The organism is Rhizobium sp. 10N427, assembly GCF_056394605.1.
In genome coordinates this window covers 13,247-39,328 of the sequence record NZ_JBFTID010000013.1, presented here as the reverse complement: position 1 = coordinate 39,328, position 26,082 = coordinate 13,247, and the positions used below count along the sequence as shown (strand labels likewise).

Annotated in this window: 28 protein-coding genes and 1 riboswitch; of the genes, 17 read left to right on the top strand and 11 right to left on the bottom strand. The window is 62.5% G+C overall.

Translation table 11 applies throughout. The features are described from left to right. Positions 1-4: 4 nt before the first annotated feature. The 13 genes from urtD (at position 5) to ureG (ending at position 9,560) form a co-directional block, all read left to right on the top strand. On the top strand, positions 5-760 hold the full coding sequence (gene urtD, locus AC1DIJ_RS23075; RefSeq protein ID WP_112390421.1) for an urea ABC transporter ATP-binding protein UrtD: 756 nt from the start codon (positions 5-7) through the stop codon (positions 758-760). 214 nt (positions 761-974) lie between these two features. After that, the gene (gene urtE / locus AC1DIJ_RS23070; RefSeq protein ID WP_112390422.1) at positions 975-1,670 is read left to right on the top strand and encodes an urea ABC transporter ATP-binding subunit UrtE; all 696 of its coding nucleotides are present in this window, start codon (positions 975-977) and stop codon (positions 1,668-1,670) included. A 159-nt stretch (positions 1,671-1,829) separates the two neighbouring features. Continuing rightward, a complete protein-coding gene (locus AC1DIJ_RS23065; protein WP_112390423.1) occupies positions 1,830-2,651 on the top strand; it encodes an urease accessory protein UreD in 822 nt (273 codons plus the stop codon). 21 nt (positions 2,652-2,672) lie between these two features. Beyond that, entirely contained in the window at positions 2,673-2,975 is a 303-nt protein-coding gene (locus AC1DIJ_RS23060; RefSeq protein ID WP_112390424.1) for an urease subunit gamma, read from the top strand. A gap of 10 nt (positions 2,976-2,985) precedes the next feature. Next, entirely contained in the window at positions 2,986-3,240 is a 255-nt protein-coding gene (locus AC1DIJ_RS23055; protein WP_112390425.1) for a DUF1272 domain-containing protein, read from the top strand. Between the two features lie 10 nt (positions 3,241-3,250). After that, positions 3,251-3,556: an urease subunit beta gene (locus tag AC1DIJ_RS23050; protein WP_112390426.1), complete on the top strand. Its 306-nt coding sequence runs from the start codon at positions 3,251-3,253 to the stop codon at positions 3,554-3,556. A gap of 33 nt (positions 3,557-3,589) precedes the next feature. Next, a complete protein-coding gene (locus AC1DIJ_RS23045) occupies positions 3,590-4,006 on the top strand; it encodes a lysozyme inhibitor LprI family protein (protein ID WP_112390427.1) in 417 nt (138 codons plus the stop codon). A 16-nt stretch (positions 4,007-4,022) separates the two neighbouring features. Next, positions 4,023-4,646 carry a Urease operon accessory protein gene (locus AC1DIJ_RS23040; protein WP_112390464.1) on the top strand — a complete coding sequence of 208 codons (624 nt, stop codon included), beginning with the start codon at positions 4,023-4,025 and terminating at the stop codon, positions 4,644-4,646. 3 nt (positions 4,647-4,649) lie between these two features. Next, on the top strand, positions 4,650-6,359 hold the full coding sequence (ureC, locus tag AC1DIJ_RS23035) for an urease subunit alpha (protein WP_112390428.1): 1,710 nt from the start codon (positions 4,650-4,652) through the stop codon (positions 6,357-6,359). Positions 6,360-6,673: 314 nt separating this feature from the next. Beyond that, positions 6,674-7,543: a GGDEF domain-containing protein gene (locus tag AC1DIJ_RS23030; RefSeq protein WP_477831560.1), complete on the top strand. Its 870-nt coding sequence runs from the start codon at positions 6,674-6,676 to the stop codon at positions 7,541-7,543. 81 nt (positions 7,544-7,624) lie between these two features. Further along, positions 7,625-8,194: an urease accessory protein UreE gene (locus AC1DIJ_RS23025; protein ID WP_112390430.1), complete on the top strand. Its 570-nt coding sequence runs from the start codon at positions 7,625-7,627 to the stop codon at positions 8,192-8,194. 6 nt (positions 8,195-8,200) lie between these two features. Beyond that, complete coding sequence (locus tag AC1DIJ_RS23020) at positions 8,201-8,872, top strand: urease accessory protein UreF (RefSeq protein WP_112390431.1); 672 nt, start codon at positions 8,201-8,203, stop codon at positions 8,870-8,872. Between the two features lie 76 nt (positions 8,873-8,948). Further along, the gene (gene ureG, locus AC1DIJ_RS23015; protein ID WP_112390432.1) at positions 8,949-9,560 is read left to right on the top strand and encodes an urease accessory protein UreG; all 612 of its coding nucleotides are present in this window, start codon (positions 8,949-8,951) and stop codon (positions 9,558-9,560) included. 10 nt (positions 9,561-9,570) lie between these two features. Here ureG and AC1DIJ_RS23010 read toward each other — a convergent pair whose 3' ends face one another. Beyond that, on the bottom strand, positions 9,571-10,512 hold the full coding sequence (locus tag AC1DIJ_RS23010) for a LysR family transcriptional regulator (protein ID WP_112390433.1): 942 nt from the start codon (positions 10,510-10,512) through the stop codon (positions 9,571-9,573). Between the two features lie 110 nt (positions 10,513-10,622). On the opposite strand from AC1DIJ_RS23010, the gene AC1DIJ_RS23005 reads away from it, so the two are divergent. Continuing rightward, the gene (locus AC1DIJ_RS23005; protein ID WP_112390434.1) at positions 10,623-11,375 is read left to right on the top strand and encodes an SDR family oxidoreductase; all 753 of its coding nucleotides are present in this window, start codon (positions 10,623-10,625) and stop codon (positions 11,373-11,375) included. 104 nt (positions 11,376-11,479) lie between these two features. Beyond that, positions 11,480-11,542: riboswitch (Fluoride riboswitch) on the top strand. Between the two features lie 52 nt (positions 11,543-11,594). Then, a complete protein-coding gene (gene crcB, locus AC1DIJ_RS23000; RefSeq protein WP_112390435.1) occupies positions 11,595-12,023 on the top strand; it encodes a fluoride efflux transporter CrcB in 429 nt (142 codons plus the stop codon). Positions 12,024-12,239: 216 nt separating this feature from the next. Here crcB and AC1DIJ_RS22995 read toward each other — a convergent pair whose 3' ends face one another. The 6 genes from AC1DIJ_RS22995 to AC1DIJ_RS22970 form a co-directional block, all read right to left on the bottom strand. Next, the gene (locus AC1DIJ_RS22995) at positions 12,240-15,545 is read right to left on the bottom strand and encodes an efflux RND transporter permease subunit (RefSeq protein ID WP_112390436.1); all 3,306 of its coding nucleotides are present in this window, start codon (positions 15,543-15,545) and stop codon (positions 12,240-12,242) included. Between the two features lie 11 nt (positions 15,546-15,556). Next, the gene (locus AC1DIJ_RS22990; RefSeq protein WP_112390437.1) at positions 15,557-16,750 is read right to left on the bottom strand and encodes an efflux RND transporter periplasmic adaptor subunit; all 1,194 of its coding nucleotides are present in this window, start codon (positions 16,748-16,750) and stop codon (positions 15,557-15,559) included. A gap of 420 nt (positions 16,751-17,170) precedes the next feature. After that, entirely contained in the window at positions 17,171-18,142 is a 972-nt protein-coding gene (locus AC1DIJ_RS22985; RefSeq protein WP_112390438.1) for an ABC transporter substrate-binding protein, read from the bottom strand. Between the two features lie 57 nt (positions 18,143-18,199). Next, positions 18,200-19,327 carry an ABC transporter permease gene (locus AC1DIJ_RS22980; RefSeq protein ID WP_112390439.1) on the bottom strand — a complete coding sequence of 376 codons (1,128 nt, stop codon included), beginning with the start codon at positions 19,325-19,327 and terminating at the stop codon, positions 18,200-18,202. After that, a complete protein-coding gene (locus tag AC1DIJ_RS22975) occupies positions 19,324-20,208 on the bottom strand; it encodes an ABC transporter permease (RefSeq protein ID WP_112390440.1) in 885 nt (294 codons plus the stop codon). The genes AC1DIJ_RS22980 and AC1DIJ_RS22975 overlap by 4 nt, the downstream gene beginning before the upstream one ends. Before the next feature lie 204 nt (positions 20,209-20,412). Next, complete coding sequence (locus tag AC1DIJ_RS22970; protein WP_112390441.1) at positions 20,413-21,195, bottom strand: ABC transporter ATP-binding protein; 783 nt, start codon at positions 21,193-21,195, stop codon at positions 20,413-20,415. Positions 21,196-21,294: 99 nt separating this feature from the next. On the opposite strand from AC1DIJ_RS22970, the gene AC1DIJ_RS22965 reads away from it, so the two are divergent. Then, positions 21,295-21,708 carry a cupin domain-containing protein gene (locus AC1DIJ_RS22965; protein ID WP_112390442.1) on the top strand — a complete coding sequence of 138 codons (414 nt, stop codon included), beginning with the start codon at positions 21,295-21,297 and terminating at the stop codon, positions 21,706-21,708. Between the two features lie 2 nt (positions 21,709-21,710). Here the strand turns inward: AC1DIJ_RS22965 and AC1DIJ_RS22960 are convergent, their stop codons facing one another. From AC1DIJ_RS22960 to AC1DIJ_RS22945, 4 genes are all read right to left on the bottom strand, one after another. Further along, positions 21,711-22,088: a hypothetical protein gene (locus AC1DIJ_RS22960; protein WP_112390465.1), complete on the bottom strand. Its 378-nt coding sequence runs from the start codon at positions 22,086-22,088 to the stop codon at positions 21,711-21,713. 5 nt (positions 22,089-22,093) lie between these two features. Continuing rightward, the gene (hydA, locus tag AC1DIJ_RS22955) at positions 22,094-23,548 is read right to left on the bottom strand and encodes a dihydropyrimidinase (protein ID WP_112390443.1); all 1,455 of its coding nucleotides are present in this window, start codon (positions 23,546-23,548) and stop codon (positions 22,094-22,096) included. 102 nt (positions 23,549-23,650) lie between these two features. Beyond that, positions 23,651-23,848, bottom strand: coding sequence for a hypothetical protein (locus tag AC1DIJ_RS22950; protein ID WP_112390444.1), 198 nt, complete (start codon positions 23,846-23,848; stop codon positions 23,651-23,653). A 52-nt stretch (positions 23,849-23,900) separates the two neighbouring features. Then, positions 23,901-25,154, bottom strand: a complete 1,254-nt coding sequence (locus AC1DIJ_RS22945; protein WP_112390445.1) for a Zn-dependent hydrolase — start codon at positions 25,152-25,154, stop codon at positions 23,901-23,903. Positions 25,155-25,435: 281 nt separating this feature from the next. On the opposite strand from AC1DIJ_RS22945, the gene AC1DIJ_RS22940 reads away from it, so the two are divergent. Next, positions 25,436-26,080: a TetR family transcriptional regulator C-terminal domain-containing protein gene (locus tag AC1DIJ_RS22940; RefSeq protein ID WP_112390446.1), complete on the top strand. Its 645-nt coding sequence runs from the start codon at positions 25,436-25,438 to the stop codon at positions 26,078-26,080. Positions 26,081-26,082 lie beyond the last annotated feature (2 nt).

Below are 26,082 nucleotides of genomic sequence, written 5' to 3'. Positions count from 1 at the left end.
GCGGATGATCCCCGATATCAAACCCAACAGCGTGCTCTATCTGAACGGCGTCTCGGTTTCGTTCGATGGCTTCAAGGCGCTGAATTCGCTGTCGATCGTCATCGAGCCCGGCGAACTGCGCGCGATCATCGGCCCGAACGGTGCCGGCAAGACGACGATGATGGACATCATCACCGGCAAGACCCGGCCCGACGAAGGCGAGGTGTTCTTCAACGGCCAGACGGACCTGACGAAACTCGACGAAGCCGATATCGCCCAGCTCGGCATAGGCCGCAAGTTCCAGAAGCCGACGGTCTTCGAAAGCCATACCGTCTGGGACAATCTGGAACTGGCGCTGAACCGCAAGCGCGGCGTCTTCCCGACGCTGTTTTACCGTCTCTCGGGCGATGACAAGGCGCGCATCGATGAAATCCTCGAGACCGTGCGCCTGACGCATCGCCGCGATGAGTTCGCGGCCAATCTCAGCCACGGCCAGAAGCAGTGGCTGGAGATCGGCATGCTGCTCGCCCAGGAACCGAAGCTGCTGCTCGTCGACGAGCCGGTGGCGGGTATGACCGACGCGGAGACGGCGGAGACGGCGATCCTGCTTAAGGAGATCGCCAAGACCCGCTCGGTCGTCGTCGTCGAACACGACATGGGCTTCATCCGCGATCTCGGGGTCAAGGTGACGTGCCTCGCCGAAGGCTCGGTGCTGGCCGAAGGGTCGATCGATTTTGTCAGTTCCGATCCGAAGGTGATCGAGAATTATCTGGGGCGGTGAGGATGGTCGTCGTGAACGTCGTGGGCGTGATACCCCCCTCTGCCCTGCCGGGCATCTCCCCCACAAGGGGGGAGATCGACTCGTGGCGGGCGTCTCATCAAACAATCAACGTTGGAGCGAGCGGGTGCGCCCAGCCAATCTCCCCACCTGTGGGGGAGATGCCCGGCAGGGCAGAGGGGGGTACCCCAACCCTAAGCGATCATAGGGAACAACCATGCTGACAGTCGAAAACGCAAACCTCCACTACGGCGCGGCCCAGGCCCTGCGCGGCATCTCGATCAAGGCCGAGATGGGCAAGATCACCTGCGTGCTCGGCCGCAACGGCGTCGGCAAGAGCTCTCTTCTGCGCGCCGTCACCGGCCAGCACCCGCTCTCGGCCGGAAGCGTCACCTTCAACGATACCGCGCTCAACGGTCTGCCGCCCTTTGCCCGTGCCAAGCAGGGCATCGGCTATGTGCCGCAGGGGCGCGAGATCTTTCCGCTGCTGACCGTCAAGGAGAACCTTGAGACCGGCTTTGCTCCGCTTGGCCGCCGCGACCGCAACATCCCCGATGATATCTTCAGCCTCTTCCCGGTGTTGAAGTCGATGTTGTCCCGTCGCGGCGGCGATCTTTCCGGCGGGCAGCAGCAGCAGCTGGCGATCGGCCGGGCCATGGTGACGCGGCCGAAGATTTTGGTGCTCGACGAGCCGACCGAAGGTATCCAGCCGTCGATCATCAAGGATATCGGCCGGGCGATCCGCTACCTCCGGGATTCCACCGGCATGGCGATCCTGCTGGTCGAGCAATATCTCGATTTCTGCCGTGAGCTTGCCGATTACGTCTACATCATGGATCGCGGCGAGATCGTCCATGAAGGCCTGGCGGAAACGCTGGATACGCCGGAGGCCCGCCGCCACCTGACCGTCTGAGCGGCAATTGCCGCTTTCTTCGGCAATCTCGGTTCCGGGGCGAGCCGTCCGGCTTTGCGGCGAAGGCGATTGCGGGCGGCACGGGAATTGCTTGCTTTCACTTGTTTAGCGCATTGAATGAGAACAGCCGGATGAACGGCGGATGTTCAAGGGGATGGAATGACGATCGCTGCGGCAAGCACCAGACCGCAAAGAGCCGAGGGACGCGGGCATCTGGCCGCCAAGGCGCTGGATGGGCGCACGCGGCTTCGCGAGCTCTATCAGGAAGGTGCGGCGAAGATCCGGCTGCCTGACACCTTCGATGCCTCAATGGAAGCCGTTATCATCAACACCGCCGGTGGTTTGACCGGTGGCGACCGGATGAACTGGAGCGTCGTCGCCGGTCCCGGCACGCGCATCGACGTCACCACCCAGGCCTGCGAGAAGATCTACAAGGCATCGGCAGGCACTGCCGAGGTCAATACCGTGATCAGCGCCGGTGCCGGATCGCGTGTCGACTGGCTGCCGCAGGAAACCATTCTGTTCGACCGCGCCTCGCTGTTTCGCCGCCTCGATGTCGATCTCGACGACACCGCGGAGTTTCTGGCCGTCGAAGCCATCCTGCTCGGCCGCAAGGCGATGGGCGAGGCGATGGTCACGGGTCTCTTCCGCGACCGCTGGCGCATCCGCCGGGCGGGTAAGCTCATTCATGCCGAGGAACTCCGGCTCGACGGCGCGGTCGGCGCGCTGACGGCGCTGCCGCCGGTTCTGGGCGGCCAGGTGGCGTTTGCGACGATGCTCTATGCCGGTCCGCTGGCCGACAGCTATCTCGCCAAGGTGCGCCCGCTACTCGAAGGGCATATGGCCGGCGCCAGCGCGTGGAATGGCAAGCTTGTCGTGCGCGCTGCGGCAGCGGATGGTTTCGCGCTCAGAAAAATCCTGATTCCGGTCATATCCGCCTTGCGCAACGGCGCGCCGGTGCCGAAAGTCTGGAACCTGTAATTCAGCTGGAATGGATGAACGATGAACCTCACTCCGAGAGAAAAAGACAAGCTGTTGATCTCCATGGCGGCGATGGTGGCGCGCCGCAGGCTGGAGCGCGGCGTCAAGCTCAACCATCCGGAAGCCATCGCGTTGATCACCGATTTCGTCGTCGAAGGCGCGCGTGACGGGCGTTCCGTCGCCGATCTGATGGAGGCCGGCGCTCATGTCGTCGGCCGCGATCAGGTGATGGAAGGCATCGCCGAGATGATCCACGACGTGCAGGTCGAGGCGACATTTCCTGACGGTACCAAGCTCGTCACCGTCCACGAACCGATCCGCTAAGGAGGCCGCGATGCTGGAACTGCGTCCGAACTGCGAATGCTGCGACAAGGATCTGCCGCCGGAAAGTCTGGAGGCGATGATCTGCAGCTTCGAATGCACCTTCTGCGCTGCTTGCGCCGAAGACGTGCTCGGCGGCAAATGCCCGAACTGCGGTGGCGAATTCACCCGCCGCCCGGTCCGCCCGGTCGGGAAGCTCGCCAACAATCCGGCGTCGACCAAACGTGTATTGAAGGCCGAAGGCTGCACGCCCCAGAAGGCTGCGTGAGGAGAAAGACATGATCCCAGGCGAAATCATTGCCGCAAGCGGTGACATCGAACTCAATGCCGGCGCACCGACCCTGACGATCGTGGTGTCGAACACCGGCGATCGCCCGGTGCAGGTTGGCAGCCACTATCATTTTGCCGAAACCAATGCGGGGCTCTCCTTCGAACGCGAGAAGGCGCATGGCATGCGGCTGGACATTCCCGCGGGCACCGCTGTCCGTTTCGAGCCGGGCCAGACGCGCGAGGTGACGCTGATCCCGCTCGCGGGCAAACGCGAGGTCTATGGCTTCCGCCAGCTCGTCATGGGCAAGCTTTGAAGCACAAAAAATAACAGAAAACGGGAGGAAATGATGCGTTTGGTGATCGGCCTGCTTGCATTGGCGGGCGGCGTAATAATGGCTTCTGGCGCATTCGCGCAGGAGGAGACCGACTGCAAGAACCCTGAGACGCAGGCGGAGATGACGAGCTGCGAACAGGATCGCTATGGCGAGGCCGACAAGGCGCTGAACGCCCAGTGGAAGGAAACGCGCACTGCCGCGGCTGCGACCGACGAGGATCTGGACGAGAACGATCGCGGTGCCGAGAAGGCGCTGCTCACCGCGCAGCGCGCCTGGATCTCCTATCGCGATGCGCAATGCGAGGCCGAAGGCTTTCAGGCCCGCGGCGGAACGATGGAGCCGATGCTGGTGGCCGGGTGCCTCGCCAATCTCAGCGACACCAGAACCAAGGAATTAAAGGCGCTTGCCGACGCATTGGGCGGCAACTGAGGTGGGACAGAAGATCATGATCGTCGGCAACGGAGAGGTGGGAGACGAGGGGCGCGCGGCGATCGCTGCGGCCGATTTTGTCATCCGCTTCAACGAGTGCCGATCCTATGCCGCAAGCCCCGGCCGCACCGATGCTGTTGCGGTCTGCAATACCGGCCGTCCGGGCAAGGCGATGACCGGGGATACCGGCTGGCGGACACTGGCTGGCGTCGTCGAAGCGACCGAAATCTGGTGCGTGCGCGACCCGGAAAAGTTTGCGGAGATGCGGGCGCCGCTCGCCCTCTCGCATCCCGAGCTCGACGATTTCTGTGACGATTACACGAGTCAGTTCAAAGCCTTCTGCAAGGAAGCTGGCAAACGGCATGTGGTCGTTGAGAAAGTGATTCATGAGGCGGTGGACGATGCGCTCGCCGCCTTTCACCCCGAGCCTTATGTCGTGCCGAGCACTGGCTTGATCGCGATAGCCCAAGCCTTCCGCCGGTTCCCTGGCGCCGATATCGGGCTTGCGGGGTTCGGTCATGCAGGCTGGGACGGCCACCCTTTTGCTGCCGAGCGGCAGCTTGTCGATGGATATATCGCTGCCGGGCGGCTGAAACGATACGCCGCCGAACAATCTCATTCTTCCTCCCAAGGAGCCTGACATATGCCCCACAAGATCTCCCGCGCCGCCTATGCCAGCATGTTCGGACCGACTGTCGGCGACAAGGTCCGGCTGGCCGATACCGAGCTGTTCATCGAGATCGACAAGGACTTCACGACCTATGGCGAGGAAGTGAAGTTCGGCGGCGGCAAGGTGATCCGCGACGGCATGGGGCAGAGTCAGGCGACGCGGGCGCAGGGCGCGGTAGATACCGTGATTACCAATGCGGTGATCATCGATCACACGGGGATCGTGAAAGCCGATATCGGGCTGAAGGACGGGCGCATCGTGGCGATCGGCAAGGCCGGCAATCCCGACACGCAGCCGGGCGTCAACATCATCGTCGGCCCATCGACGGAAGCGATCGCGGGCGAGGGCAAGATCGTCACGGCCGGCGGCATGGATGCGCATATCCATTACATCTGCCCGCAGCAGATCGAGGAAGCGCTGATGTCCGGCATCACATGCATGCTGGGCGGCGGCTCCGGCCCGGCGCATGGCACGCTTGCAACGACCTGCACCGGTGCCTGGCATATCGAGCGGATGATCGAGAGCTTCGACGGCTTTCCGATGAACCTGGCGCTGGCGGGGAAGGGCAACGCGTCTCTTCCCGCGGCACTCGAAGAAATGGTGCTGGCCGGGGCCTCGTCGCTGAAGCTGCATGAGGATTGGGGTACTACGCCGGCGGCGATCGACTGCTGCCTTTCGGTGGCCGACGAATACGACATCCAGGTGATGATTCACACCGATACGCTGAACGAGAGCGGCTTCGTGGAAGACACGATCGAGGCGCTCAAGGGTCGCACCATCCATGCCTTCCATACCGAGGGTGCCGGCGGCGGGCACGCGCCCGATATTATCAAGATCTGCGGCCAGTCGAACGTCATCCCGTCCTCCACCAACCCGACGCGGCCCTACACGGTCAACACGATCTCCGAGCATCTCGATATGCTGATGGTCTGCCATCATCTGTCGCCGTCGATCCCCGAAGATATCGCCTTCGCCGAAAGCCGGATCCGCAAGGAGACGATCGCCGCCGAAGATATCCTCCATGATATCGGCGCCTTCTCGATCATCTCCTCCGACAGCCAGGCCATGGGCCGGGTCGGCGAAGTGGCGATCCGCACCTGGCAGACGGCCGACAAGATGAAGCGTCAGCGTGGCCGCCTGCCGGAAGAAAAGGGCGAGAACGACAATTTCCGCGTCCGCCGCTATATCGCGAAATACACGATCAATCCGGCAATCGCTCAGGGCCTCAGCCACGAGATCGGCTCGGTGGAGGTCGGCAAGCGCGCCGACCTGGTTCTGTGGAACCCCGCCTTCTTCGGCGTCAAGCCGGAGATGGTGCTGCTCGGCGGCTCGATCGCGGCGGCGCCCATGGGGGATCCGAACGCCTCGATCCCGACCCCGCAGCCGATGCATTACCGGCCGATGTTTGCCGCCTATGGCAAGCTGCGCACCACCTCGTCGGTCACCTTCGTGTCGCAGGCGTCGCTGGATGCAGGCCTCAAGGGACGGCTCGGTGTTGCCAAGAATCTCGTCGCCGTGAAGAACACGCGCGGCGGAATTTCCAAGGCGTCGATGATCCACAACAGCCTGACGCCGCATATCGAGGTCGATCCAGAGACCTATGAAGTCAGGGCCGATGGCGAGTTGTTGACCTGCGAACCGGCGACCGTTCTCCCGATGGCACAGCGCTACTTCTTGTTCTGAGGCACGGAGGGCTGCCGAAAGCGTTTCGTTAACGGCATTCTCCGGGTGGTTGCAGAAATTCCGGGAAATCTTCGTGCTCGAAACGTGGCTTTCATCAGCGCATCGGTGTGGACTGAAATGCGCGTGATATCAGAGATTTAATCAGGCGTTCAGCAGTTCTGATTCAGGTTGAGGGCGGGTGCCGCCTGCCCGTGAAAATGCAACTTCATTAATTCGGCCGAACTCGCTCAAATCTTAACGATCGGCTTAAGAACCCGGCAGCAAATGCATTCTAATCAAATGCCATGGGGTGCCGGGGCTGGAGGTCGATTCGCATGAAAAACTGGATGATRCTCCAGATGGGGCTCGGCAATTTTCAGCATCGCGGCACCATTTTCAGCTTCGCGCTGAAGATGAGCTTTTCCGCCATCATCCTCTCCGCCGTCATCATGCTGATCGTGCTGCCGCCGCTTTCCTTCTTCGATTTGCTGCCGCTGTCGCTTGCCCATTCGCTGAGCCTCGGGATCGTGTTTTCATGGCTGTTCGGCGGGGCGGCCTGTGGTCTCCTGTCGTTGATCGCGGGCTTTGCGCTGCATCACCTGACGATCTCGCGGGCGGAATTCGAAAAGCTCAGCCGCACCGACATGCTCTCAGGCCTGCTGAACCGCCGCGCCTTTACCGAGGCGCTGGCAACGGTTGAAGCCGATGCGTCGCTCGTCATCTTCGACGTCGATCGCTTCAAGGCGATCAACGACCGCTTCGGCCATGCCTGCGGCGACGCCGTGATCATCGCCATCTCGGCAATCCTGGCGACGGCCTTCAACGACAGCTCGGTGGTCGCGCGCCTCGGTGGAGAGGAATTCGGCGTCATCGTCACCGGTTTTCCGCTGGCGGCGCGGCTCGAGCGCGTGGAGCAGGTGAAAACGCAGATCGCCTGCCAGCCGATCACTGCCGACGGCTGCACCGTGCCGATCACCATCTCGGCCGGGATCGCCGACCTCGAGCCGGGACGGAACAAGGAGGCGGTCTATGCCTCGGCCGACAAGGCGCTCTATCTCGCCAAGGCGCTCGGGCGAAACCGCGTCGTCCACGAGAGCGAAGGTCTGCACCACGCCTGGCACAGCCGCCTGGTGGAGAACGGTCTTGCCGTTCAGGGCGACGACGATGCCGGCTATGACGGCGCGCAGCGCGCCTACGGCATTTAGCCACTCCCCGGGCGGGATTGGCGCTTGCGCCGCCGCCCGCTATTTTGCAAGGTCACGGTCTCTGCAAAATGGATAAGTCCCATGCAACGCGTAACATCCTATCTCCCCGCCGGCACGCCGTCCTCCCACCCGATCGAGCAGGTGAAGCTGCCGCACGATCTGCGCCACCTGCGCCGCAAGCTGCTGCATCTGGAAAGTGGCGGCATGGTGATGCTCGACCTCAAGGATCCGGTGCTCTTCGCCAATGGGGACCTTCTGGTGCGCGACGATGGCGAGCTGATCGAAATCCTGGCGGCGGACGAGAAGCTGTTCGAAATCCGCGGCAAGAATGGCGTCCACCTGATCGAGCTTGCCTGGCATCTCGGCAACCGGCATCTGGCCGCGCAGATCGAGGACGATCGCATCCTGATCCTGCGCGACCACGTGATCCGCACCATGCTGCAGGGCCTTGGCGCGCTGGTTCTCGAAGTCACCGAGCCCTTCCAGCCTGCCCGCGGCGCCTATCACAGCCACGGTCACGATCACCATGGTCACGATCACGGCGATCATCATGGTCACGACCATGACCATAAGCATGGCCACGACCACGATCATGACCATCATGATCACGACCACAAGCATGGTGACGGACACCATCACTCTCACGACTGAGCGGCGATGACGCAAGCGGATGATCTCCAGGCGCTGCTGCGCCTGATGGCGTGGCTGTCGCCGGCCTTCCCGGTCGGCTCATTCGCCTATTCGGGCGGGTTGGAGCGCGCGGTTCATGACGGCCTCGTCACCGATGCCGCGGGCCTCGAGACGTGGATTTCGACGTTGCTGACCCATGGCGGCATCTGGAACGATGCCGTGATCTTTTCCGCTGCCTGGCGCGGGCAGGGCGATGCGGCTGCGATCGGCGATCTCGCCGCACTTGCCGAAGCGCTCGCCGGCTCTCGGGAACGGCATCAGGAAACGATGCTGCTCGGCGATGCCTTCCTCACCGCAGCGCGGGCTTGGCCGGACCCTGTTTTTGAGCGGCTGCCGCAGCAGGTGGCCTATCCCGTTGCCGTCGGCGCCATCGCGGGCGCCCATGATGTTGCGCTCGACAAGGCGCTGGCCGCTTTCCTGCATGCCTATGTCTCGCAGGCCGTCTCGGCCGGTATCCGCCTCGGTGTCGGCGGTCAGAAGGATGGTGTCGGCATACTGGCGAAGCTCGAGCCTGTCATTGCCAAGATCGCCAGAAAGGCCTCGGCCGCGACGACCGACGATCTCGGTTCGGCGGCCGTTCAGGCCGATATCTCGACGCTGCGGCACGAGACCCAGAGCACCAGACTTTTCCGCTCGTAAGGCAGGCATCTGCGTCATTTGCCGGTGGCAGGCGTGATGGCCGGGCGCTATCATCGGGTGAATTGGAGTGACATCTATGAAATCGAGAAACGGACCTCTCCGCGTCGGCATCGGCGGGCCTGTCGGCTCCGGCAAGACGGCGCTGACGGAGAAGCTCTGCAAGGCGATGCGTGACGATTATTCTGTCGCCGTCGTCACCAACGACATCTACACGACCGAGGATGCCGAAGCGCTGATGCGCATGCAGGCGCTGCCGTCGGACCGCATCGTCGGCGTCGAGACCGGCGGCTGCCCGCATACGGCCATCCGCGAGGATGCAACGATCAATCTGCAGGCGATCGCCGGGCTGAACCAGCGCATTCCCGATCTCGATGTTGTCTTCATCGAGTCCGGCGGCGACAATCTGGCGGCGACCTTTTCGCCTGACCTCGCCGATATCACGATCTATGTGATTTCCGTCTGCCAGGGCGAGGAAATCCCCCGCAAGGGCGGGCCTGGGATCACCAAGTCGGACCTTCTCGTCATCAACAAGAAGGATCTGGCGCCCTATGTCGGTGCCGATCTGGATGTGATGGATCGCGACGCGACGCGCATGCGGGCAACCCGTCCCTACGTCTTCTCCGACATGAAACGCGGCGATGGTATCGGCTCGATTGTCAGCTTCCTCAAGGAGCATGGCGGGCTCTGACGCGGAAGCGTCAGGGGCCATGCTCGCCGAGGCTTCCGGTGAAGCGTTCTGCCCAGTTTTCCCGCCGCGAGGCTTCGAGAACGAAATCGATGAAGACGCGGGTCTTCAGCGGCAGAAGTTTCCTGCCCGAATAGTAGATCGAGACCGGTCCCGCATCGACATACCATCGCGGGACAACACGGATGAGGTCGCCACGTTCCAGATGCGGCAGCGCGTCCGGCTTGGCGATCATCGCCACGCCGATGCCCATCAGCGCGGCCTCGCGCATGGCTGCCGGATCGTCGACCACGACCCGCTCTCTGGGCGCCGCCGTCTGCTCGTCGCCGGCGACGTTGCGCATCTGCCACAGGCGGATCTTGCCGGTGCGGTTGGCACGCATGACGATGCCGTCGAGCCTGGCCATGTCCGACGGTTCCTCGGGTGGCGATTTCCCACGCATATAGGCGGGGGAAGCGACGGCGATGATGTGGGCAGGGGCAAGGGTGCGGGCGATCACGCCCGGCGCCAGTTCGAAGCCGCCGCCGATCGCCGCATCATAGCCCTCGGCGATCAGGTCGACCTGCCTGTTCTCGAACATCCATTCCGGCCGGATCAGCGGATAGCGCGTCAGGAAATCCGGCAGCAACGGCAGGATATAGCCGATGCCGAGCGTCGGGCTCATGCTCACTCTCAACGTGCCCGAAGGCGCCGCTTCATCTGATGCCGCCGAAGCGATGGCGTTCTGCAGGCCGGAGAGATTGTCGCCGATCGCCTGCAGAAAGCGCTCGCCCGCTTCGGTCAGCGTCAGGCTGCGGGTGCTGCGCTGGAAGAGCCGGATGCCGAGATTTGCCTCGAGCACGGCGACGTTGCGGCTGACGGCAGCAGGCGTCACCGCCAGCCGTCGCGCCGCGGCGGAAAAGCTGCCGAGCTCCGCCGTCCTGACGAAGGATTCCAGGTTGATCAGAGATTCCATCTCTTCACTTTCAACGATTGTTTGAAATTTATTAAATCCATTACCCGCTAATCGCAATGGAATAGACTGGCCATATTCCACTCCATCGAAACAAAACTGGAGTTCAGGAAATGACCGATCTATCGAAACCCCTGTCAGGCAAGGCAGCACTCGTCACCGGTGGCTCGCGCTCGATCGGCGCTGCCATCGCCAGACGGCTGGCGGCGGATGGGGCGGCGGTTGCCATCACCTACCATGCCTCGCCCGACCGCGCCGCGCTTGTCGTCAAGGATATCGAGGCTGGTGGCGGACGAGCCATCGCAATCCAGGCCGATGCCGGCGAACCCGCTGCGGTGCGGGCCGCGGTGGCAAAGACCGGGGAAGCCTTCGGCGCGATCGACATTCTCGTCAACAATGCAGGCATCGCGCTCGGCGGCGCCATCGAGGAGACGACATTTTCGGATTACGAACGGATGATTGCCGTCAACGTCACCGGCATGTTCGTGGCGACACAGGAAGCTGTGCGCCGGATGAAGCCCGGCGGCCGCATCATTCATATCGGCTCGTCGATGGTGCGCTACGCGGCCTTTCCGACCGCGTCGCTCTACACGCTGACCAAGGGCGCCGTCGCCGGGTTCAATCGCAGCCTGGTTCGCGATCTCGGGCCGAAGGGGATCACCGTCAACACCGTCCATCCCGGCCCGACCGATACCGACATGAACCCGGATGGCGGACCGATTTCGCAGATCGTCGGTCCCGGCATCGCCGTTGGCCGCTACGGTAAGGATTACGAGATCGCCAGCGTCGTCGCCTATCTCGCAAGCCCTGGCGCCGCCTTCGTCACCGGCGCCGAGATTGTCGCCGATGGCGGCTTTTCGGCCTGATACGTTCCGGCAGGTGATATGGACGCTGTGGCCAGACGCGGCCACAGCGATGCAAAGTGACGCAGCCTGAGCCTGTTGCATCTCCGGCCTCCGGCGATTATCGTGTTCGCGATGGGGATGGAGTGCCCCCGATAACCGCCGTGATGGCTGATGACTCCTACCGCGATTTCAATCGACGGTGGGAGTGTGTCTACTGCCCGCCGATATAATGAGGCGTGCATGTCACTCTATACCTGCTTGATCATCATGGCCGGAGGCGCTCTCGGCACCCTGGCGCGATATCTGATCTCGGTCCTGGCGGCGCCGATCAGCGGCAACCTGCCTTGGGGCACGATCATCATCAACATCACCGGCTCGTTCATCATCGGCCTGTTCGGCACGCTGACGCTGGCGCATGGCCGTTTTCCGGTGTCGGAGAACATGCGGCTCTTCGTGATGATCGGTCTCTGCGGCGGCTACACGACCTTCTCGTCCTTCAGCCTGCAGACGCTCGATCTGATCCGCTCGGGCGCCATGACGCGGGCAGGGGTGAATATCGCCGCCTCGGTGATGCTGTGTGTCGCTGCCGTTTCGGCGGGGCATTTGATTGCCTCCTATCTCAACGGCGGAGAGAAGCAGGTGGCGCAGTTGCGGGTGGAGGAGGTGTGAGGGGCGGCAACCAAAATGCTCCCATTCCTGTGCTTGTCACAGGAATCCAGTCGCCGCGCGTCTGCGTGGCGGAAAGAGTCTTTTCGGCCCAAGAACTTGGGCCGGCTGGATCCCTGTGACGAGCACAGGGATGAGGGAAACGTGGTGGTCTGTGCGCCATCCCGCAAACAAGAAGGCCGGGCGTCGAGCCCGGCCTTTTGTTTTCTGTAGCGAAGCTCACTCTGCCGCAAACGGCGGCAGGCGCAAGACGTTCTTGCCGTTGCTGTTGGCGTTCTTCTGCTTGGCTTCCGGGTTCTCGATCGCGCTCACCCGGTCCTTGAGCGAACCGACGGCTTCGGTCAGTTCCTCGCGGGACAAGGTGGGCTCTTCCACATCCTTCTTGCCGACGAGGCGGCCGAACATCCAGCCGAGCAGGCGGGAGAGATCGTCCATGATCAGGAAGAAGGAGGGGACGACGACGAGCGACAGCACTGTCGAGACGATGATGCCGCCGATGACCGCGATCGCCATCGGCGCGCGGAACGAGCCGCCTTCGCCGACGCCCATGGCTGACGGCAGCATGCCGGCCGACATGGCGATCGAGGTCATGATGATCGGGCGGGCACGCTTGCGGCCGGCCTCCACCATGGCTTCGACACGCGACAGGCCGTGACGGCGCATCTCGATGGCGAAATCGACGAGCAGGATGGCGTTCTTGGTGACGATGCCCATCAGCATCAGGATGCCGATCAGAACCGGCATCGACAGCGGATTGTTGGTGACCAGCAGCCCGACTGCCACGCCGCCGATTGCCAGCGGCAGCGAGAACAGGATGGTGAAGGGCTGGATCACGTTCTTGAAGAGCAGGATCAGCACCGCAAGCACCAGCATCAGGCCCATCAACATGGCGTTGACGAAGCTCTGCTGCATTTCCTTCTGCACCTTGGTGTCGCCGCTTTCGACGAGCTGCACCGTGGACGGGATCTTGGTGTCCTTGACGATCTCCAGGAAGCGGGCCGAAGCAGTATCCAGCGCCACGCCCTGCGGCAGGTCGGAACCGATGGCCACGACGCGGTAGCGGTTGTTGCGCTTGATCGAGCTGACACCTTCCGAATAGTCGATGTCGGCGACCGTCGAGAGCGGCACGCTGCCGCCGCTGGCGGTCTGGATCTTCAGGGCGCGGATCGCCTGCAGGTCGCGGCGCATGTCGAGCGATGCCTGGACGCGGATCGGGATCTGCCGGTCGTCGAGCGAGATCTTGGCGAGTGCGGCATCGACGTCGCCGATGGTGGCGACGCGGATGGTCTCGGAGATCTGCTGCGGCGTGATGCCGAGACGGGCGGCCTGATCCTTGCGCGGGCGGACCTGCAGTTCCGGACGGGGCAGGGCGCCATCGGCACTGACATTGGCGAGCAGCGGATCGGCGCGCAGCTTCGATTCCAGAAGACCGACGGCCTCGTTGAGGTCCTGATCGTTCTTGGAGAGGAAGTTGAACGACAGGTCGCGTTCGCCGCGGTCGTTGAGCTTGAGGATGCGAACGTCAGGAATGTCCTTCACCTTGGCGAAGACTTCCTTTTCGATATCCCACTGCGGACGGACGCGGCCGTGAACCTCGACCTTCGGCAGATGCGGACCGATGACCGGGATGGAGCCGAGCACGTCGTTGACCAGCTTCTTGACCAGCGACTGATCGAGCTTGTGGAGCGACAGGGTGATCGTCGCGCGGCGCAGCTCGAGATCGCCCTTCGGCGAAGCGCCGCCGAGCACGAAGACGCTTTCGACGCCGTCGATATCCTTGACGCGCTCATAGATCGCATTGCTGGTCTTGTCAGTGTCATCGAGTGTCGCATTCGGCGGCAGCTCGACGGAGAGCACGATGCGCGAAGCGTCTTCCGGCGGCAGGAAGCTGCCCGGAACCTGCGACAGCAGGAAGACCGATCCGATGAGGAAGCCGATGGCGGCGATCAGCGTCGCATACCGGCTCCACCAGTGACCGGTGGTGGCGCGGATCAGCCGGGTATAGCCCCGGAAGAAGGCGCCGTCGTTATCGTGATGATCCTCCTGGCCGTCTTCGGCGCGCATCAGATAGGCGGCCATCATCGGCGTGATCAGACGCGCGACGACAAGGGAGAAGAACACCGAGAAGGCGACGGTCAGACCGAACTGGATGAAGTACTGGCCCGGAATGCCGGGCATGAACGACACCGGCACGAAGACCGCGATGATCGTAAACGTCGTGGCGATGACGGCGAGGCCGATTTCGTCGGCTGCCTCGATCGCCGCCCGGTATGGCGTCTTGCCCATCTTGATATGGCGGGCGATGTTTTCGATTTCGACGATCGCATCGTCGACGAGAATACCCGTCGCCAGCGTCAAGGCCAGGAAGCTGACGAGGTTCAGCGAGAAGCCCATCAGGTCCATGATCCAGAAGGTCGGGATCGCCGACAGCGGCAGCGCGATCGCCGAGATCAGCGTTGCGCGCCAGTTCCTCAGGAACAGGAAGACGACGATGACGGCCAGCAGCGCGCCTTCGAGCAGCGTGTGGATGGCGGCTTCGTAATTGCCATAGGTGAAATAGACGGAATCGTTGATCAGCTCGATGCCGACATTCGGGTTCTCGGCCCGCACCTTGTCGAGGTTCTGCGCCACGGTCTCGGCGACGCTGACTTCGCTGGCGCCCTTGGAGCGGAACACGCCGAAGGTCACGACAGGCGTATCGTCGAAGCGCGAGAAGGATTTCGGCTCCTGATAGGTGTCCTTGATGGCGCCGAGATCGGTCAGCTTGACGAAACGGCCGTTCGGCAGCGCGATCGTGGTGTTGGCAAGCTCCGCGACATTGCGGGCGTCGCCTAGGACGCGGATCGCTTGCTCGCTGCCTGCCACCTGGCCGCGGCCGGAGCCGAGGTCGACATTGGTGCCGCGCAGCTGCTGGTTCACGCTGGCCGCGGTAATGCCATAGGCGTTCAGCTTGTCGGGGTTAAGCTCGATGCGCACTTCGCGCTCGGCGCCGCCGTAACGGTCGACGCGGCCGATGCCACTCTGGCCCTGCAGCGAGCGCTTGATCGTGTCGTCGACGAACCAGGAGAGTTCCTCGAGCGTCATGTCGGGCGAGGAGACGGCGAAGGTCTGGATCGCCTGTCCCTCGACATCGACCTTGGAGACGATCGGCTCTTCGACATTGGCCGGAAGATCGCTGCGGATGCGGTCTATCGCGTCCTTGGTGTCCTGCACGGCCTGCTCGGTCGGCACTTCCATGCGGAACATCACGACGGTCTGCGACTGGCCGTCCGTCACCGTCGACTGGATTTCATCGATGCCGGTGATCGAGGCGACCGCGTCTTCGATCTCCTTGGTCACCTGCATTTCGAGTTCGGCGGGCGAAGCGCCGCTCTGGGTCACGACGATCGAGACCAGCGGCACGTCGATATTCGGGAAACGGGTGATCGGCAGCTTGTTGAAGGACTGGATGCCGACAAAAAGCAGCAGGCCGAAGAGCAGCAGCGGCGCTACGGGATTTCGGATGGACCAGGCTGAAAAGTTCATCGGGCCGTCTCTCAGTTGGAAGCAGCAGGCTGTTCGCGGACAGGGGTGATGTGATCACCGTCGCGGACATAGGCACCGGCCTTGGCAACGACTTCCTCGCCGTCCTTCAGGCCCTTCGTGATTTCGACAAAGGCACCGTCCTGGATGCCGGTCTCGACGGCGGCGAATTTCACCACGCCGTTCTCGACCTTGCGGGCGGACGAGCCCTCGTTCGTCGTCAGCACCGCTGACAGTGGCAGCGCCACGTTCTCAGCCGTGTTGACGATGATTTCGGCGCTGCCATACATGCCGGAGCGCGCCTTGTTGTCGTCGTCGATCAGGATATGCACCAGGCCGAGGCGGGTGGTCGGATCGACGGTCGGGGAGACCAGGCGCACGGAGCCTGCGAGTTTCTCGCGGCTGCCGGCAAGCGAGATCGTCGCCTTCTGGCCGTGCTGGATCTTCATGATGTCGTTTTCGCCGACTTCGGCGACAAGTTCGATATCGTTGTCGCGAATGATGGTGAACATCGGATCGCCGGTTCCGGATGCGATGGCGCCGACATTGGCGTTCTTGGCGGCAACCGTGCCGGCAACCGGCGTCTTCACGTCGGTGCGGGCGAGCTTCAGGTCGGCATCGGCGATCTGACTGTCGGTGACCTTCAGATCGGCCTGGGCGACCTCGATCGCCTGCTCTGCGGAGCTGACGCGGGCATTGGCGGAGGCGGCAGCCGCATCGGCCTGTTCGACCGTTGCGGTCGAGACGGTGCCCTTCTTGACCATTTCCTGGGCGCGGTCCTGCTGCTGACGGGCCTGGGAGGCATTGGCCTGGGCTTCGACCAGCTGGGCGCGAAGCTGAGCAAGCGATGCCTCGCCCTTGGCCTTGGTCGCCTGCATCTGGCTCTTCTGCAACAGCAGGGAATCGGGGTTCAGCGTGGCGATCGTGCTGTCGGCAGCGACCTTGTCGCCGACATCGACATTCAGCGAGCTGATCGACAGGCCCTCGACCTGCGGCTGGATATAGACTTCCTCGACGGCCTTGACGGTGCCCGTCGCGACGACGCGATCGACGAGCGCGCGGGTCTTCGCCGTGGTGACGACGATGGCCGGAAGGTTCTGCTTCGGCTTCGTGGTGGCCGTTTCGGCCTCCTGGGCAAAGACCGGCGATACCGCCATGATGGCGATCAAAAGGGTGGAGGCGCGTAGTATTTCAAGCGTGCGTGCCATGCGTCGTCATCCAATTATGTCAAAATGTCCGGCCAAAATCGGCGCAGCGATGCTGCAGCTTGCGAACAGGCCATTCCCGTCTCTGTCTAACTACTCAGAGGTATTCCCGCATTTGCCGTCTCTCATACAGAGAAGTCCCCGGTCCGGCAAATCTGGTTTTGTACGTGGTATCGGTTTGCGCGACGTACAAGACCGCTAGAAAACAATTCCCCATGAGCGGCACATTAATTACCGTTTACGTATAGATCAATCACCGTCAGGTTATGTTTGCATTCCGATGATTGATCGCAGCGTATAATCTGAAGACGATCGAGACATGGCAGATGCGACACGCGCACGCCAAATAATTTCAATCGACGTTAAAAAAACAGAAAACGCGCGGATCTCTCCGCGCGCTCGCCGTGATGTCGCCTATTCCGCTTACTTGGAAGCGGCGTCGGTGATGTCGTGCGTCCAGGCGCCGGATGGCTCCTTGGTGATGATCTTCTGGTCGAGAAGAGCCTTGGCGGTGCGATCGTAGAGCGTCGTGTCGAGCTTGCCGCTGCCGTCGCCGATCAGCTTGGCGACTTCGCCCATCATCCGCTTCTGGTGGTTTTCGTCCTGGCCGCCGGCATCGACGACGATGCCTGCTGCTTCATCCGGGTTTTCGGTCGCGTATTTCCAGCCCTTCATCGAGGCCTTGACGAACTTGACCATCTTTTCCTTGAAAGCCGGGTCCTTCAACTTGTCCTCATTGGCGTAGAGGCCGTCTTCCAGGAGGTCGTTGCCCATGGCGCTGTAGTTGAAGACGATCAGGTCTTCAGGCTTCAGGCCGGCATCGATTGCCTGCCAGTATTCATTGTAGGTCATGACGGAAATGCAGTCGGCCTGCTTCTGCAGCAGCGGCTGGACGTCGAAGCTCTGCTTCAGCACGGTCACGCCATCGGCGCCGCCTTCCGTCTTCAGGCCGAGCTTGTTCATCCAGGCGAAGAACGGATATTCGTTGCCGAAGAACCAGACGCCGAGCGTATGACCCTTGAAATCGGCTTCGGTCTTGATCGGGCCGTCCTTGCGGCAGATCATTTCCATACCCGATTTCTGGTAGGGCTGGGCGATGTTGACCAGCGGAACGCCTTTCTCGCGGGCAACCAGGGCGCCGCCCATCCAGTCGACGATGACATCGGCGCCGCCGCCGGCGATCACCTGTTCCGGGGCGATGTCAGGACCGCCCGGCTTGATATCGACGTCGAGGCCTTCTTCTTCGTAATAGCCCTTGTCCTTGGCGACGTAATAGCCGGCGAACTGGCTCTGCGCGACCCACTTCAGCTGCAGCGTCACCTTGTCGGCCGCCATCGCGTTAGCGGCGGCAAGCGACATGGCGCTCGCCATCATTGCAACCATCAACTTCTTCATTTTCTTTTTTCCCTCTGAAGTTATGCCCCAATCCCATTTGCGGGAACAAAGCGACGCCTAGCCACCACGGATAGACGGATGCCAGAAAGTCACCGCCCGTTCGGCAAGGGCGACGACGCCGTAGAAAACCGAGCCAGCCACCGCCGCGACGGCGATCTCGGCCCAGACCATGTCGACATTCATGCGGCCGATCTCGGTGGAGATGCGGAAGCCCATGCCGACGATAGGGGTTCCGAAGAATTCCGCAACGATGGCACCGATCAGCGCCAGCGTCGAGTTGATCTTCAGGGCGTTGAGAATGAACGGCATGGCGGCGGGAAGCCTGAGCTTCAGCAGCGTCTGCCAGTAATCGGATGCGTAGGTGCGCATCAGGTCCCGCTCCATGGCGCCGGAGGCGGAAAGGCCCGCCACCGTGTTCACCAGCATCGGGAAGAAGGTCATGATGATGACGACAGCGGCCTTCGACGGCCAGTCGAAGCCGAACCACATGACCATGATCGGCGCCACGCCGATGATCGGCAGGGCCGAGACCATGTTGCCGATCGGCAGCAGCCCGCGGCGCAGGAAGGCGACGCGGTCGGCGAGGATCGCGACGATGAAGCCGGAGGCGCAGCCGACGACATAGCCGAACAGCACGGCCTTGAAGATCGTCTGGCGCACGTCCTCGCCGAGGATCGGCAGAGAATTGGCGATCCGCACACCGATGGTGCTCGGCGGCGGCAGGATGACGAAGGGGATGCCGCCGCCGCGCGTTGCCGCCTCCCAGAGGATCAGGATCCAGGCGCCGAAGATCGCCGGGATCAACAGCCGCAGGAAGGATTTGCCCGTATTCGACAGGGGTTTCAGATCCGACAGCAGCGTGACGCAGCGCCAGGCGAGCAGCCAAGCGGCAGCGATCAGCAGGAAGAAGGCTTTCGTCGCCATGCCCTCGTTGCCGGTGATGCCCGATAGCAGCAGCCAGGCGGCGTCGAAGGAAGCCAGCAGCAGCACGGTCGCCGAATAGAGCGGTGGCAGCGCCGTCAGCGAAATCAGCGCTGCGGCGGCGATAATGATGACGACAAGCGTCGTGGTCTGGCTGCTGAACGGGGCGGGAGCGCCGTCCGCCAGCAGCGGCAGCGAAACGATGGCGCCGATACAGAAGAGCAGCGCCAGCGCGCTTTGCCAGGAAAGCGTCAGATACTTCATGCCGGCCTCCCGCCCATGGCGCGATCGACGATCTTGGCGGCGAGCCCGACGATCGCGACGAGCAGTGCCGCCAGCACGGAACCCGCAACCAGCGCCGCCCAGATGTCGATGGTCTGGCTGTAATAGGAACCGGCGAGCAGCTTCGAGCCGATCCCGGCGACGGCACCGGTCGGCAATTCGCCGACGATGGCGCCGACGAGGCTGGCGGCAATCGCGACCTTCATCGAGGTGAAGAGGAAGGGAACCGAGGCCGGCACCCGCAGCTTCCAGAAGGTTTGCGCAGCACTGGCATTATAGGTGCGCATCAGGTCGAGATACATGACTTCGGGCGAGCGCAGCCCCTTCACCATGCCGACGGCGACGGGGAAGAAGGACAGGTAGGTCGAGATCAGCGCTTTCGGGATCAGCCCGGTGATGTTGATTGATCCGAGCACGACGATGACCATCGGCGCGATCGCCAGGATCGGCACCGTCTGCGAGGCGATGATCCACGGCATCAGGCTGCGGTCCAGCGCCCTGATATGGACGATGCCGACGGCGATCAGGATGCCGAGCATGGTGCCGAGCGCGAAACCGAGCGCCGTCGAGGAGAGCGTCACGCCCGCATGATAGACGAGGCTGCGGTTGCTCGAGAGCTTTCTGAGGAAGGTGTTTTCGAAGACGTTCTGCGCCACCTGATGCGGGGCAGGCAGGATCGGCTTCGGCTGGGAGAGCGTGGCGGAGATGAACTCCGATGTCGTCGGGGTGATATTGTTGCGGCTATCCATGTCGCGCTGGAACGGCGCGTTCATGAACACGGCTGCGATGTACCAGATGACGACGAGGGCGGCGAGGATGGTCAGGACCGGGACGATCTTGTCCTTGAGGGTGTCGGGTTTCATGCGGATACCCTCTGAGTTAAGAGGGTGGGGTTACTCCCCTCTGTCCTGCCGGACATCTCCCCCTCAAGGGGGGAGATTAGCTGGGCGCACCCGCTCGCTCCAACGGTGATGCTTGGCGCGAAGTCTGCCACGAGTCGATCTCCCCACCTGTGGGGGAGATGCCCGGCAGGGCAGAGGGGGGTAACCACGGCCTCAAACATCAGCTCACTCATAACTATGCCCCGCTCTCAAACCCTCGCGCACCCGATGCGCGATCTCCAGGAACTCCGGCGTCTCGCGGATGCCGAGCGGGCGTTCCTTCGGCAGCGTCGAGTCGATGATATCGGTGACGCGGCCGGGGCGGGGGGACATGACGACGATCTTGGTGGAGAGGTAGACGGCTTCCGGAATGGAGTGGGTTACGAAGCAGATCGTCTTGTTGGTGCGGGCCCAGAGCTTCAGCAGAGCGGCGTTCAGATGGTCGCGGACGATTTCGTCCAGCGCGCCGAAGGGTTCGTCCATCAACAGCAGGTCGGCGTCGAAGGCGAGTGCGCGGGCGATCGAGGCGCGCTGCTGCATGCCGCCTGACAGCTGCCAGGGGAATTTCTTGTCGAAGCCAGCAAGCTCGACGAGCTCGAGAGCCTCAGAGATGCGCTTCTTCTGGTCGGCTTTCGAATAACCCATGATCTCAAGGGGAAGGGCGATGTTCTTCTCGATCGTCCGCCAGGGATAGAGTGCTGCGGCCTGGAAGACATAGCCGTAGGCGCGGGTCTTGCGGGCTTCTTCCGGCGTCATGCCGTTGACGCTGATCTCGCCTGATGTCGTCTTCTCCAGATCGGCGATGACGCGCAGGAACGTCGTCTTGCCACAGCCGGATGGGCCGATGAAGGAGACGAAATCGCCCTTGTTGACGTCGAGATTGACGTTGCTCAGCGCATGCACCGGCCCGTCATTCGTCTGGAAGGTGAGACAGAGATCCTTGGCGGATACGACGGAGGCTGCTTGCATCGAGATGTTACCAGTCCTGTTTTCCCCGCGCCTGCGCGGTTTGCATGTTATGCTGCCGCCCGGTTTCACACGCCGCGGCAAAGTCCATGGAGGATGAGAATGGACGCTAAGTCAAAGCCCACCTGCCACATTGTTCGCCCCAGCCACGCTTATGACGGCAAGCAGGGGCTCAGCTATTTCGAAGGCATTGCCGCGGAGACCGTCGGCGCCAAGGGCATTTGCATGCATCTCCTGACGATCCCGCCCGGCGTGCGGGCCAAGGCGCATCTGCATGAGGCGCACGAGACGGCGATCTACATGCTCTCCGGCGAGGCGCACACGTGGTATGGCGACAACCTTGAGAACCATGTCATCGTCCATGCCGGCGAGCTTTTCTACATTCCGGCCGGCGTTCCGCATCTGCCCGCCAATCTGAGCAGCACGCCCTGCACGGCGATCATCGCCCGGACAGATCCCAACGAGCAGGAGAGCGTCGTGCTCTTGCCCGCGCTCGACACTATCGTGCCGGATTGAGGCTACTTGCATAGCGGCAGCGGCCCCCAATTGATGGCGGCGTCCGAGGTGAAGCCGATCGTATAGCCCTTGGGGCCGGAGGTGATCTTCGCCGTGTCCTCGCTCTCGCCTTCCTCACCCTCGGCCTGGCAGGAGACCGTGGCCGTAAAATTCTTGCCCTCGGTCTTCACGAGCTTCTTGATCTCACAATAGGAGGCGGCCGTGGTGATCGCCTCGGAGGTCAGCAGGAAGAAGTTGTCGGAGCCGGTGCTTTCGCCCGATTTGGCGTAGGCGCAGCCGTCCTTGTTGCCGTAGCTGCCCTTGATCGGCAGCGTATCGGCGAAAGCCGCGGTGGAGAGCGCGGCCAATGAAACAATCGTCAGAATGACTTGGCCGCGCATATGGATCACACCCCGCTTGCCGGGATTCCGGTGCGTTCCACCTTGCGGGGAGCGGTCAGCTCCTTCCAGGTGGAGAGCGCCTTGTTGACGGCCTGGAAGGGTTCGCGCCTGACGAACTGGCCGTGGCCTTCCTGCGTCTTCATGGTCGACTCCTCGATGGCGACGACGCCGCGGGTCAGCGTGTAGCGCGGCAGGCCGGTGACTTCCTTGCCTTCGAAGACGTTGTAATCGATCGCCGACTGCTGGCTCTTGGCCGAGATCGTCTTGGAGCGCTTCGGATCCCAGACGACGATATCGGCATCGGCGCCGACGAGGATCGCGCCCTTCTTCGGATAGACGTTGAGGATCTTGGCGATATTCGTCGAGGTGACGGCGACGAACTCGTTCATGGTGATGCGGCCAGTGGCGACACCATAGGTCCAGAGCATCGGCATGCGGTCTTCAAGGCCGCCTGTGCCGTTCGGGATCTTGCGGAAGTCGCCGAGGCCGGTGCGCTTCTGGTCTGTGGTGAAGGCGCAGTGGTCGGTCGCGACGACTTGCAGCGAACCGGCGGAAAGTCCGGCCCAGAGACTGTCCTGATGCTGCTTGTTGCGGAAGGGCGGGGACATGACGCGGCGGGCGGAGTGGTCCCAGTCCCTGTTGAAATATTCGGTCTCGTCGAGCGTCAGGTGCTGGATCAGCGGTTCGCCATAGACACGCATGCCGTTCTGGCGGGCGCGGCGGATCGCTTCGTGGGCCTGTTCGCAGGAGGTGTGGACGACATAGAGCGGGACGCCCGCCATATCGGCGATGATGATGGCGCGGTTCGTCGCTTCGCCTTCGACCGAGGCCGGGCGCGAATAGGCGTGTCCCTCGGGCCCGTTGTTGCCTTCGTCCATCAGCTTCTGCTGCATGGCGGCGACGACATCGCCGTTTTCGGCGTGGACGAGGGGGAGCGCGCCGAGCTCGGCGCAGCGCGAGAACGAGGCGAACATCTCGTCGTCGTTCACCATCAGCGCGCCCTTGTAGGCCATGAAGTGCTTGAAGGTGTTGATGCCCTTTTCCTGCACGATGGTCTTCATGTCGTTGAAGACCTGCTCGCCCCACCAGGTCACCGACATGTGGAAGGAATAGTCGCAATTGGCGCGGGTCGACTTGTTGTCCCAGCGCTTCAACGCATCGAGCAGCGACTGGCCGGGATCAGGCAGGCAGAAATCGACGACCATTGTCGTGCCACCGGCAAGAGCGGCGCGCGTGCCGCTCTCGAAATCGTCGGAGGAATAGGTGCCCATGAAGGGCATTTCGAGATGCACATGCGGATCGATGCCGCCGGGCATGACATAACAGCCGGATGCATCGAGCACCTCGTTGCCCGAAAGATTCGGCCCGATCTCGACGATCTTGCCACCTTCGATCTTCACGTCGGCCTTGTAGGTCAGGTCGGCGGTGACGATGGTTCCATTCTTGATGACTGTGGTCATGGCTGTTCCCTGTTCTTATTGAGTCAGGTGACCGATCGCATCCCCTAGTGGAGAGGTTGCGTGCGAAGCAGTCGGGTGATGTTCGGTAAATGCTCGAGGGGGCTATGCCTCGACGAGATCAAGCCGCTTTTCGATCCGCAAGACGCGTTCATCGATGCGGTCGAGCCGTGTCGAAATGGTCGCATACTGATGTTCGAGGATGCCGAGACGCTGCTTGACGACCTGCATGTCGTCGGCGAGCCGTTCGACGGTGCCCCGGATGGCACGCAAGTGCTCAAGTATGAGGTTGTCGGTAGACATTCACCGGCCTCCGTTGGCGGCAATTTTCCTTCGGAATATAGGCGCAATTGTTTCACACCACAATCTCCGCCGTCTCGACCACCGCATGGAACAGCACATCGGCACCCGCCGTCGCCCATTCCTTGGAAATCTCTTCCGCCTCGTTGTGGCTGAGGCCGCCGACGCAGGGGCACATGACCATGGTCGCGGGCGCCACCTTGGCGGCCCAGCAGGCGTCGTGGCCGGCGCCGGAGATGACGTTCATGTGGGAGTAGCCGAGCTTCTCGGCGGCATCGCGGACGCGGCCGACCAGGACGGGGTCGAAGGTAACAGGGTCGAAATGGCCGACGGCCTCGATCGAACAGCCGACGCCGAGTGCTTCACAGATATTCGCGGCTTCGCCCTCGATCTTTGCGCGCATGCGGTCGAGCTTGGCCTGATCAGGCGTGCGGATATCGACGGTGAAGACCACCTTGCCGGGCAGCACGTTGCGGGAATTCGGCGAGAAGAACACCTGACCAACGCCGCCGACGGCGCCGGGCTGTTCGCCCATCGCAACACCCTGAACCATCTCGATGATCCGCGACATGGCGAGACCGGCATTGACGCGCATGTTCATCGGCGTAGAGCCCGTATGAGCTTCACGGCCGGTGAGCGTGAATTCCAGCCACCACAGACCCTGACAATGGGTGACGACGCCGATCTGCTTGTTTTCGGCCTCAAGGATCGGGCCCTGCTCGATGTGATATTCGAAATAGGCGTGCATCTTGCGGGCGCCGACTTCCTCGTCGCCCAGCCAGCCGATGCGCTTCAGCTCGTCGCCATAAGTCTTGCCCTCAGGATCCTTGCGGCCATAGGCGTAGTCGATGCTGTGCACGCCGGCGAAGACGCCGGAAGCGAGCATGGCGGGCGCGAAACGCGCGCCTTCCTCATTGGCCCAGTTGGTGACGACGATCGGGTGCTTGGTCTTGATGCCGAGGTCGTTCATCGTGCGAACGACCTCGAGGGCTGCGAGCACGCCGAGGACGCCATCATATTTCCCGCCGGTCGGCTGGGTGTCCAGGTGAGAGCCGACGTAAACCGGCAGGGCGTCAGGATCGGTGCCGGGGCGGGTCGCGAACATCGTGCCCATCTTGTCGACGCCCATGGTCATGCCGGCGGCATCGCACCAGGTCTTGAAGAGGCTGCGGCCCTCGCCATCGGCATCGGTCAGCGTCTGGCGATTGTTGCCGCCGGCGATACCGGGGCCGATCCTTGCCATGTCCATGAGACTGTCCCACAGACGGTCGCCGTTGACGCGCATGTTTTCGCCTGGTGCTGCCACCATATCTGAAGTCCTCGCCTGTTTTCATCAGTCATGCGCTGAGCATGTCCGGTCTGTTCCCTTGGTCAATTCCCGGCGCGATTGTTTGTTTTCTTTGCGCTGGAAAATCCGACGTTGCCTTTATTTTGCATCTGACGGATAATTTGACCGATTGGTAAACATTACAGCTTCCGGCGCCGGGCTCAAGACGTAAAACAGCAAAAATACTGACAAATTTGCGAGCCGGAAACTGCTTCTGAAAACTTGAGTGAAGCAGTTGAATTTGTGAGGGAAACGAGAGCCATATGGCCATTCCGAGAGCAGCGAGGACCCAGCGTCGGACGCGAATCCAGGAGGAGAAGGAAGAGCAGATCCTCGAAGCGGCGCTGGATGTGTTTTCGGTCAGCGGATTCCGCGGCTCGACCATCGACCAGATCGCTGCCGCCGCGGGCATGTCGAAGCCCAATCTGCTCTATTATTTCCGCACCAAGGAAGCGATGCACCGGGCGCTGATCGACCGGGTACTCTTCACCTGGCTGGAGCCGCTCAGGGCCTTCAATGCCGAGGGCAACCCGGAATCCGAAATCCGCAGCTACATCCGGCGCAAGCTGGAGATGGCGCGTGATTTTCCGCGCGAAAGCCGGCTGTTCGCCAACGAGGTGCTGCAGGGCGCGCCGCATATCGAGGACGAGCTGAAGGGGCCGCTGAAGAGCCTGGTCGACGAGAAGGCGGAGGTGATCCGCGTCTGGGCCAAGGCCGGCAAGATCGCCAAATGCGATCCCTATCACCTGATCTTCTCGATCTGGTCGACGACCCAGCATTACGCCGACTTCGACGTGCAGGTGCGGGCGGTGCTCGGCCAGGAGCATTCCGGCGCCGGGCGCTTCGAGGATGCCGCGCGGTTTCTGGAACAGCTCTTCGTCGGCGGGCTGATGGTGCAGCCGGTCTGAGC

Bases quoted from the DNA above. Each gene is read 5' to 3' on its own strand.
- ureG (WP_112390432.1), top strand. From the start codon at position 8,949: ATGAAATCGAGAAACGGACCTCTCCGCGTCGGCATCGGCGGGCCTGTC.
- AC1DIJ_RS22940 (WP_112390446.1), top strand. From the start codon at position 25,436: ATGGCCATTCCGAGAGCAGCGAGGACCCAGCGTCGGACGCGAATCCAG.
- AC1DIJ_RS22980 (WP_112390439.1), bottom strand. From the start codon at position 19,327: ATGAAGTATCTGACGCTTTCCTGGCAAAGCGCGCTGGCGCTGCTCTTC.
- AC1DIJ_RS22950 (WP_112390444.1), bottom strand. From the start codon at position 23,848: ATGTCTACCGACAACCTCATACTTGAGCACTTGCGTGCCATCCGGGGC.
- AC1DIJ_RS23060 (WP_112390424.1), top strand. From the start codon at position 2,673: ATGAACCTCACTCCGAGAGAAAAAGACAAGCTGTTGATCTCCATGGCG.
- AC1DIJ_RS23065 (WP_112390423.1), top strand. From the start codon at position 1,830: ATGACGATCGCTGCGGCAAGCACCAGACCGCAAAGAGCCGAGGGACGC.
- AC1DIJ_RS23025 (WP_112390430.1), top strand. From the start codon at position 7,625: ATGCAACGCGTAACATCCTATCTCCCCGCCGGCACGCCGTCCTCCCAC.
- AC1DIJ_RS22965 (WP_112390442.1), top strand. From the start codon at position 21,295: ATGGACGCTAAGTCAAAGCCCACCTGCCACATTGTTCGCCCCAGCCAC.
- AC1DIJ_RS23040 (WP_112390464.1), top strand. From the start codon at position 4,023: ATGATCGTCGGCAACGGAGAGGTGGGAGACGAGGGGCGCGCGGCGATC.
- AC1DIJ_RS23045 (WP_112390427.1), top strand. From the start codon at position 3,590: ATGCGTTTGGTGATCGGCCTGCTTGCATTGGCGGGCGGCGTAATAATG.
- AC1DIJ_RS22960 (WP_112390465.1), bottom strand. From the start codon at position 22,088: ATGCGCGGCCAAGTCATTCTGACGATTGTTTCATTGGCCGCGCTCTCC.
- AC1DIJ_RS22945 (WP_112390445.1), bottom strand. From the start codon at position 25,154: ATGGTGGCAGCACCAGGCGAAAACATGCGCGTCAACGGCGACCGTCTG.
- AC1DIJ_RS23050 (WP_112390426.1), top strand. From the start codon at position 3,251: ATGATCCCAGGCGAAATCATTGCCGCAAGCGGTGACATCGAACTCAAT.
- AC1DIJ_RS22985 (WP_112390438.1), bottom strand. From the start codon at position 18,142: ATGAAGAAGTTGATGGTTGCAATGATGGCGAGCGCCATGTCGCTTGCC.
- crcB (WP_112390435.1), top strand. From the start codon at position 11,595: ATGTCACTCTATACCTGCTTGATCATCATGGCCGGAGGCGCTCTCGGC.
- AC1DIJ_RS23005 (WP_112390434.1), top strand. From the start codon at position 10,623: ATGACCGATCTATCGAAACCCCTGTCAGGCAAGGCAGCACTCGTCACC.
- AC1DIJ_RS23055 (WP_112390425.1), top strand. From the start codon at position 2,986: ATGCTGGAACTGCGTCCGAACTGCGAATGCTGCGACAAGGATCTGCCG.
- urtD (WP_112390421.1), top strand. From the start codon at position 5: ATGATCCCCGATATCAAACCCAACAGCGTGCTCTATCTGAACGGCGTC.
- hydA (WP_112390443.1), bottom strand. From the start codon at position 23,548: ATGACCACAGTCATCAAGAATGGAACCATCGTCACCGCCGACCTGACC.
- AC1DIJ_RS22970 (WP_112390441.1), bottom strand. From the start codon at position 21,195: ATGCAAGCAGCCTCCGTCGTATCCGCCAAGGATCTCTGTCTCACCTTC.
- AC1DIJ_RS22995 (WP_112390436.1), bottom strand. From the start codon at position 15,545: ATGAACTTTTCAGCCTGGTCCATCCGAAATCCCGTAGCGCCGCTGCTG.
- ureC (WP_112390428.1), top strand. From the start codon at position 4,650: ATGCCCCACAAGATCTCCCGCGCCGCCTATGCCAGCATGTTCGGACCG.
- urtE (WP_112390422.1), top strand. From the start codon at position 975: ATGCTGACAGTCGAAAACGCAAACCTCCACTACGGCGCGGCCCAGGCC.
- AC1DIJ_RS22990 (WP_112390437.1), bottom strand. From the start codon at position 16,750: ATGGCACGCACGCTTGAAATACTACGCGCCTCCACCCTTTTGATCGCC.
- AC1DIJ_RS23010 (WP_112390433.1), bottom strand. From the start codon at position 10,512: ATGGAATCTCTGATCAACCTGGAATCCTTCGTCAGGACGGCGGAGCTC.
- AC1DIJ_RS23020 (WP_112390431.1), top strand. From the start codon at position 8,201: ATGACGCAAGCGGATGATCTCCAGGCGCTGCTGCGCCTGATGGCGTGG.
- AC1DIJ_RS22975 (WP_112390440.1), bottom strand. From the start codon at position 20,208: ATGAAACCCGACACCCTCAAGGACAAGATCGTCCCGGTCCTGACCATC.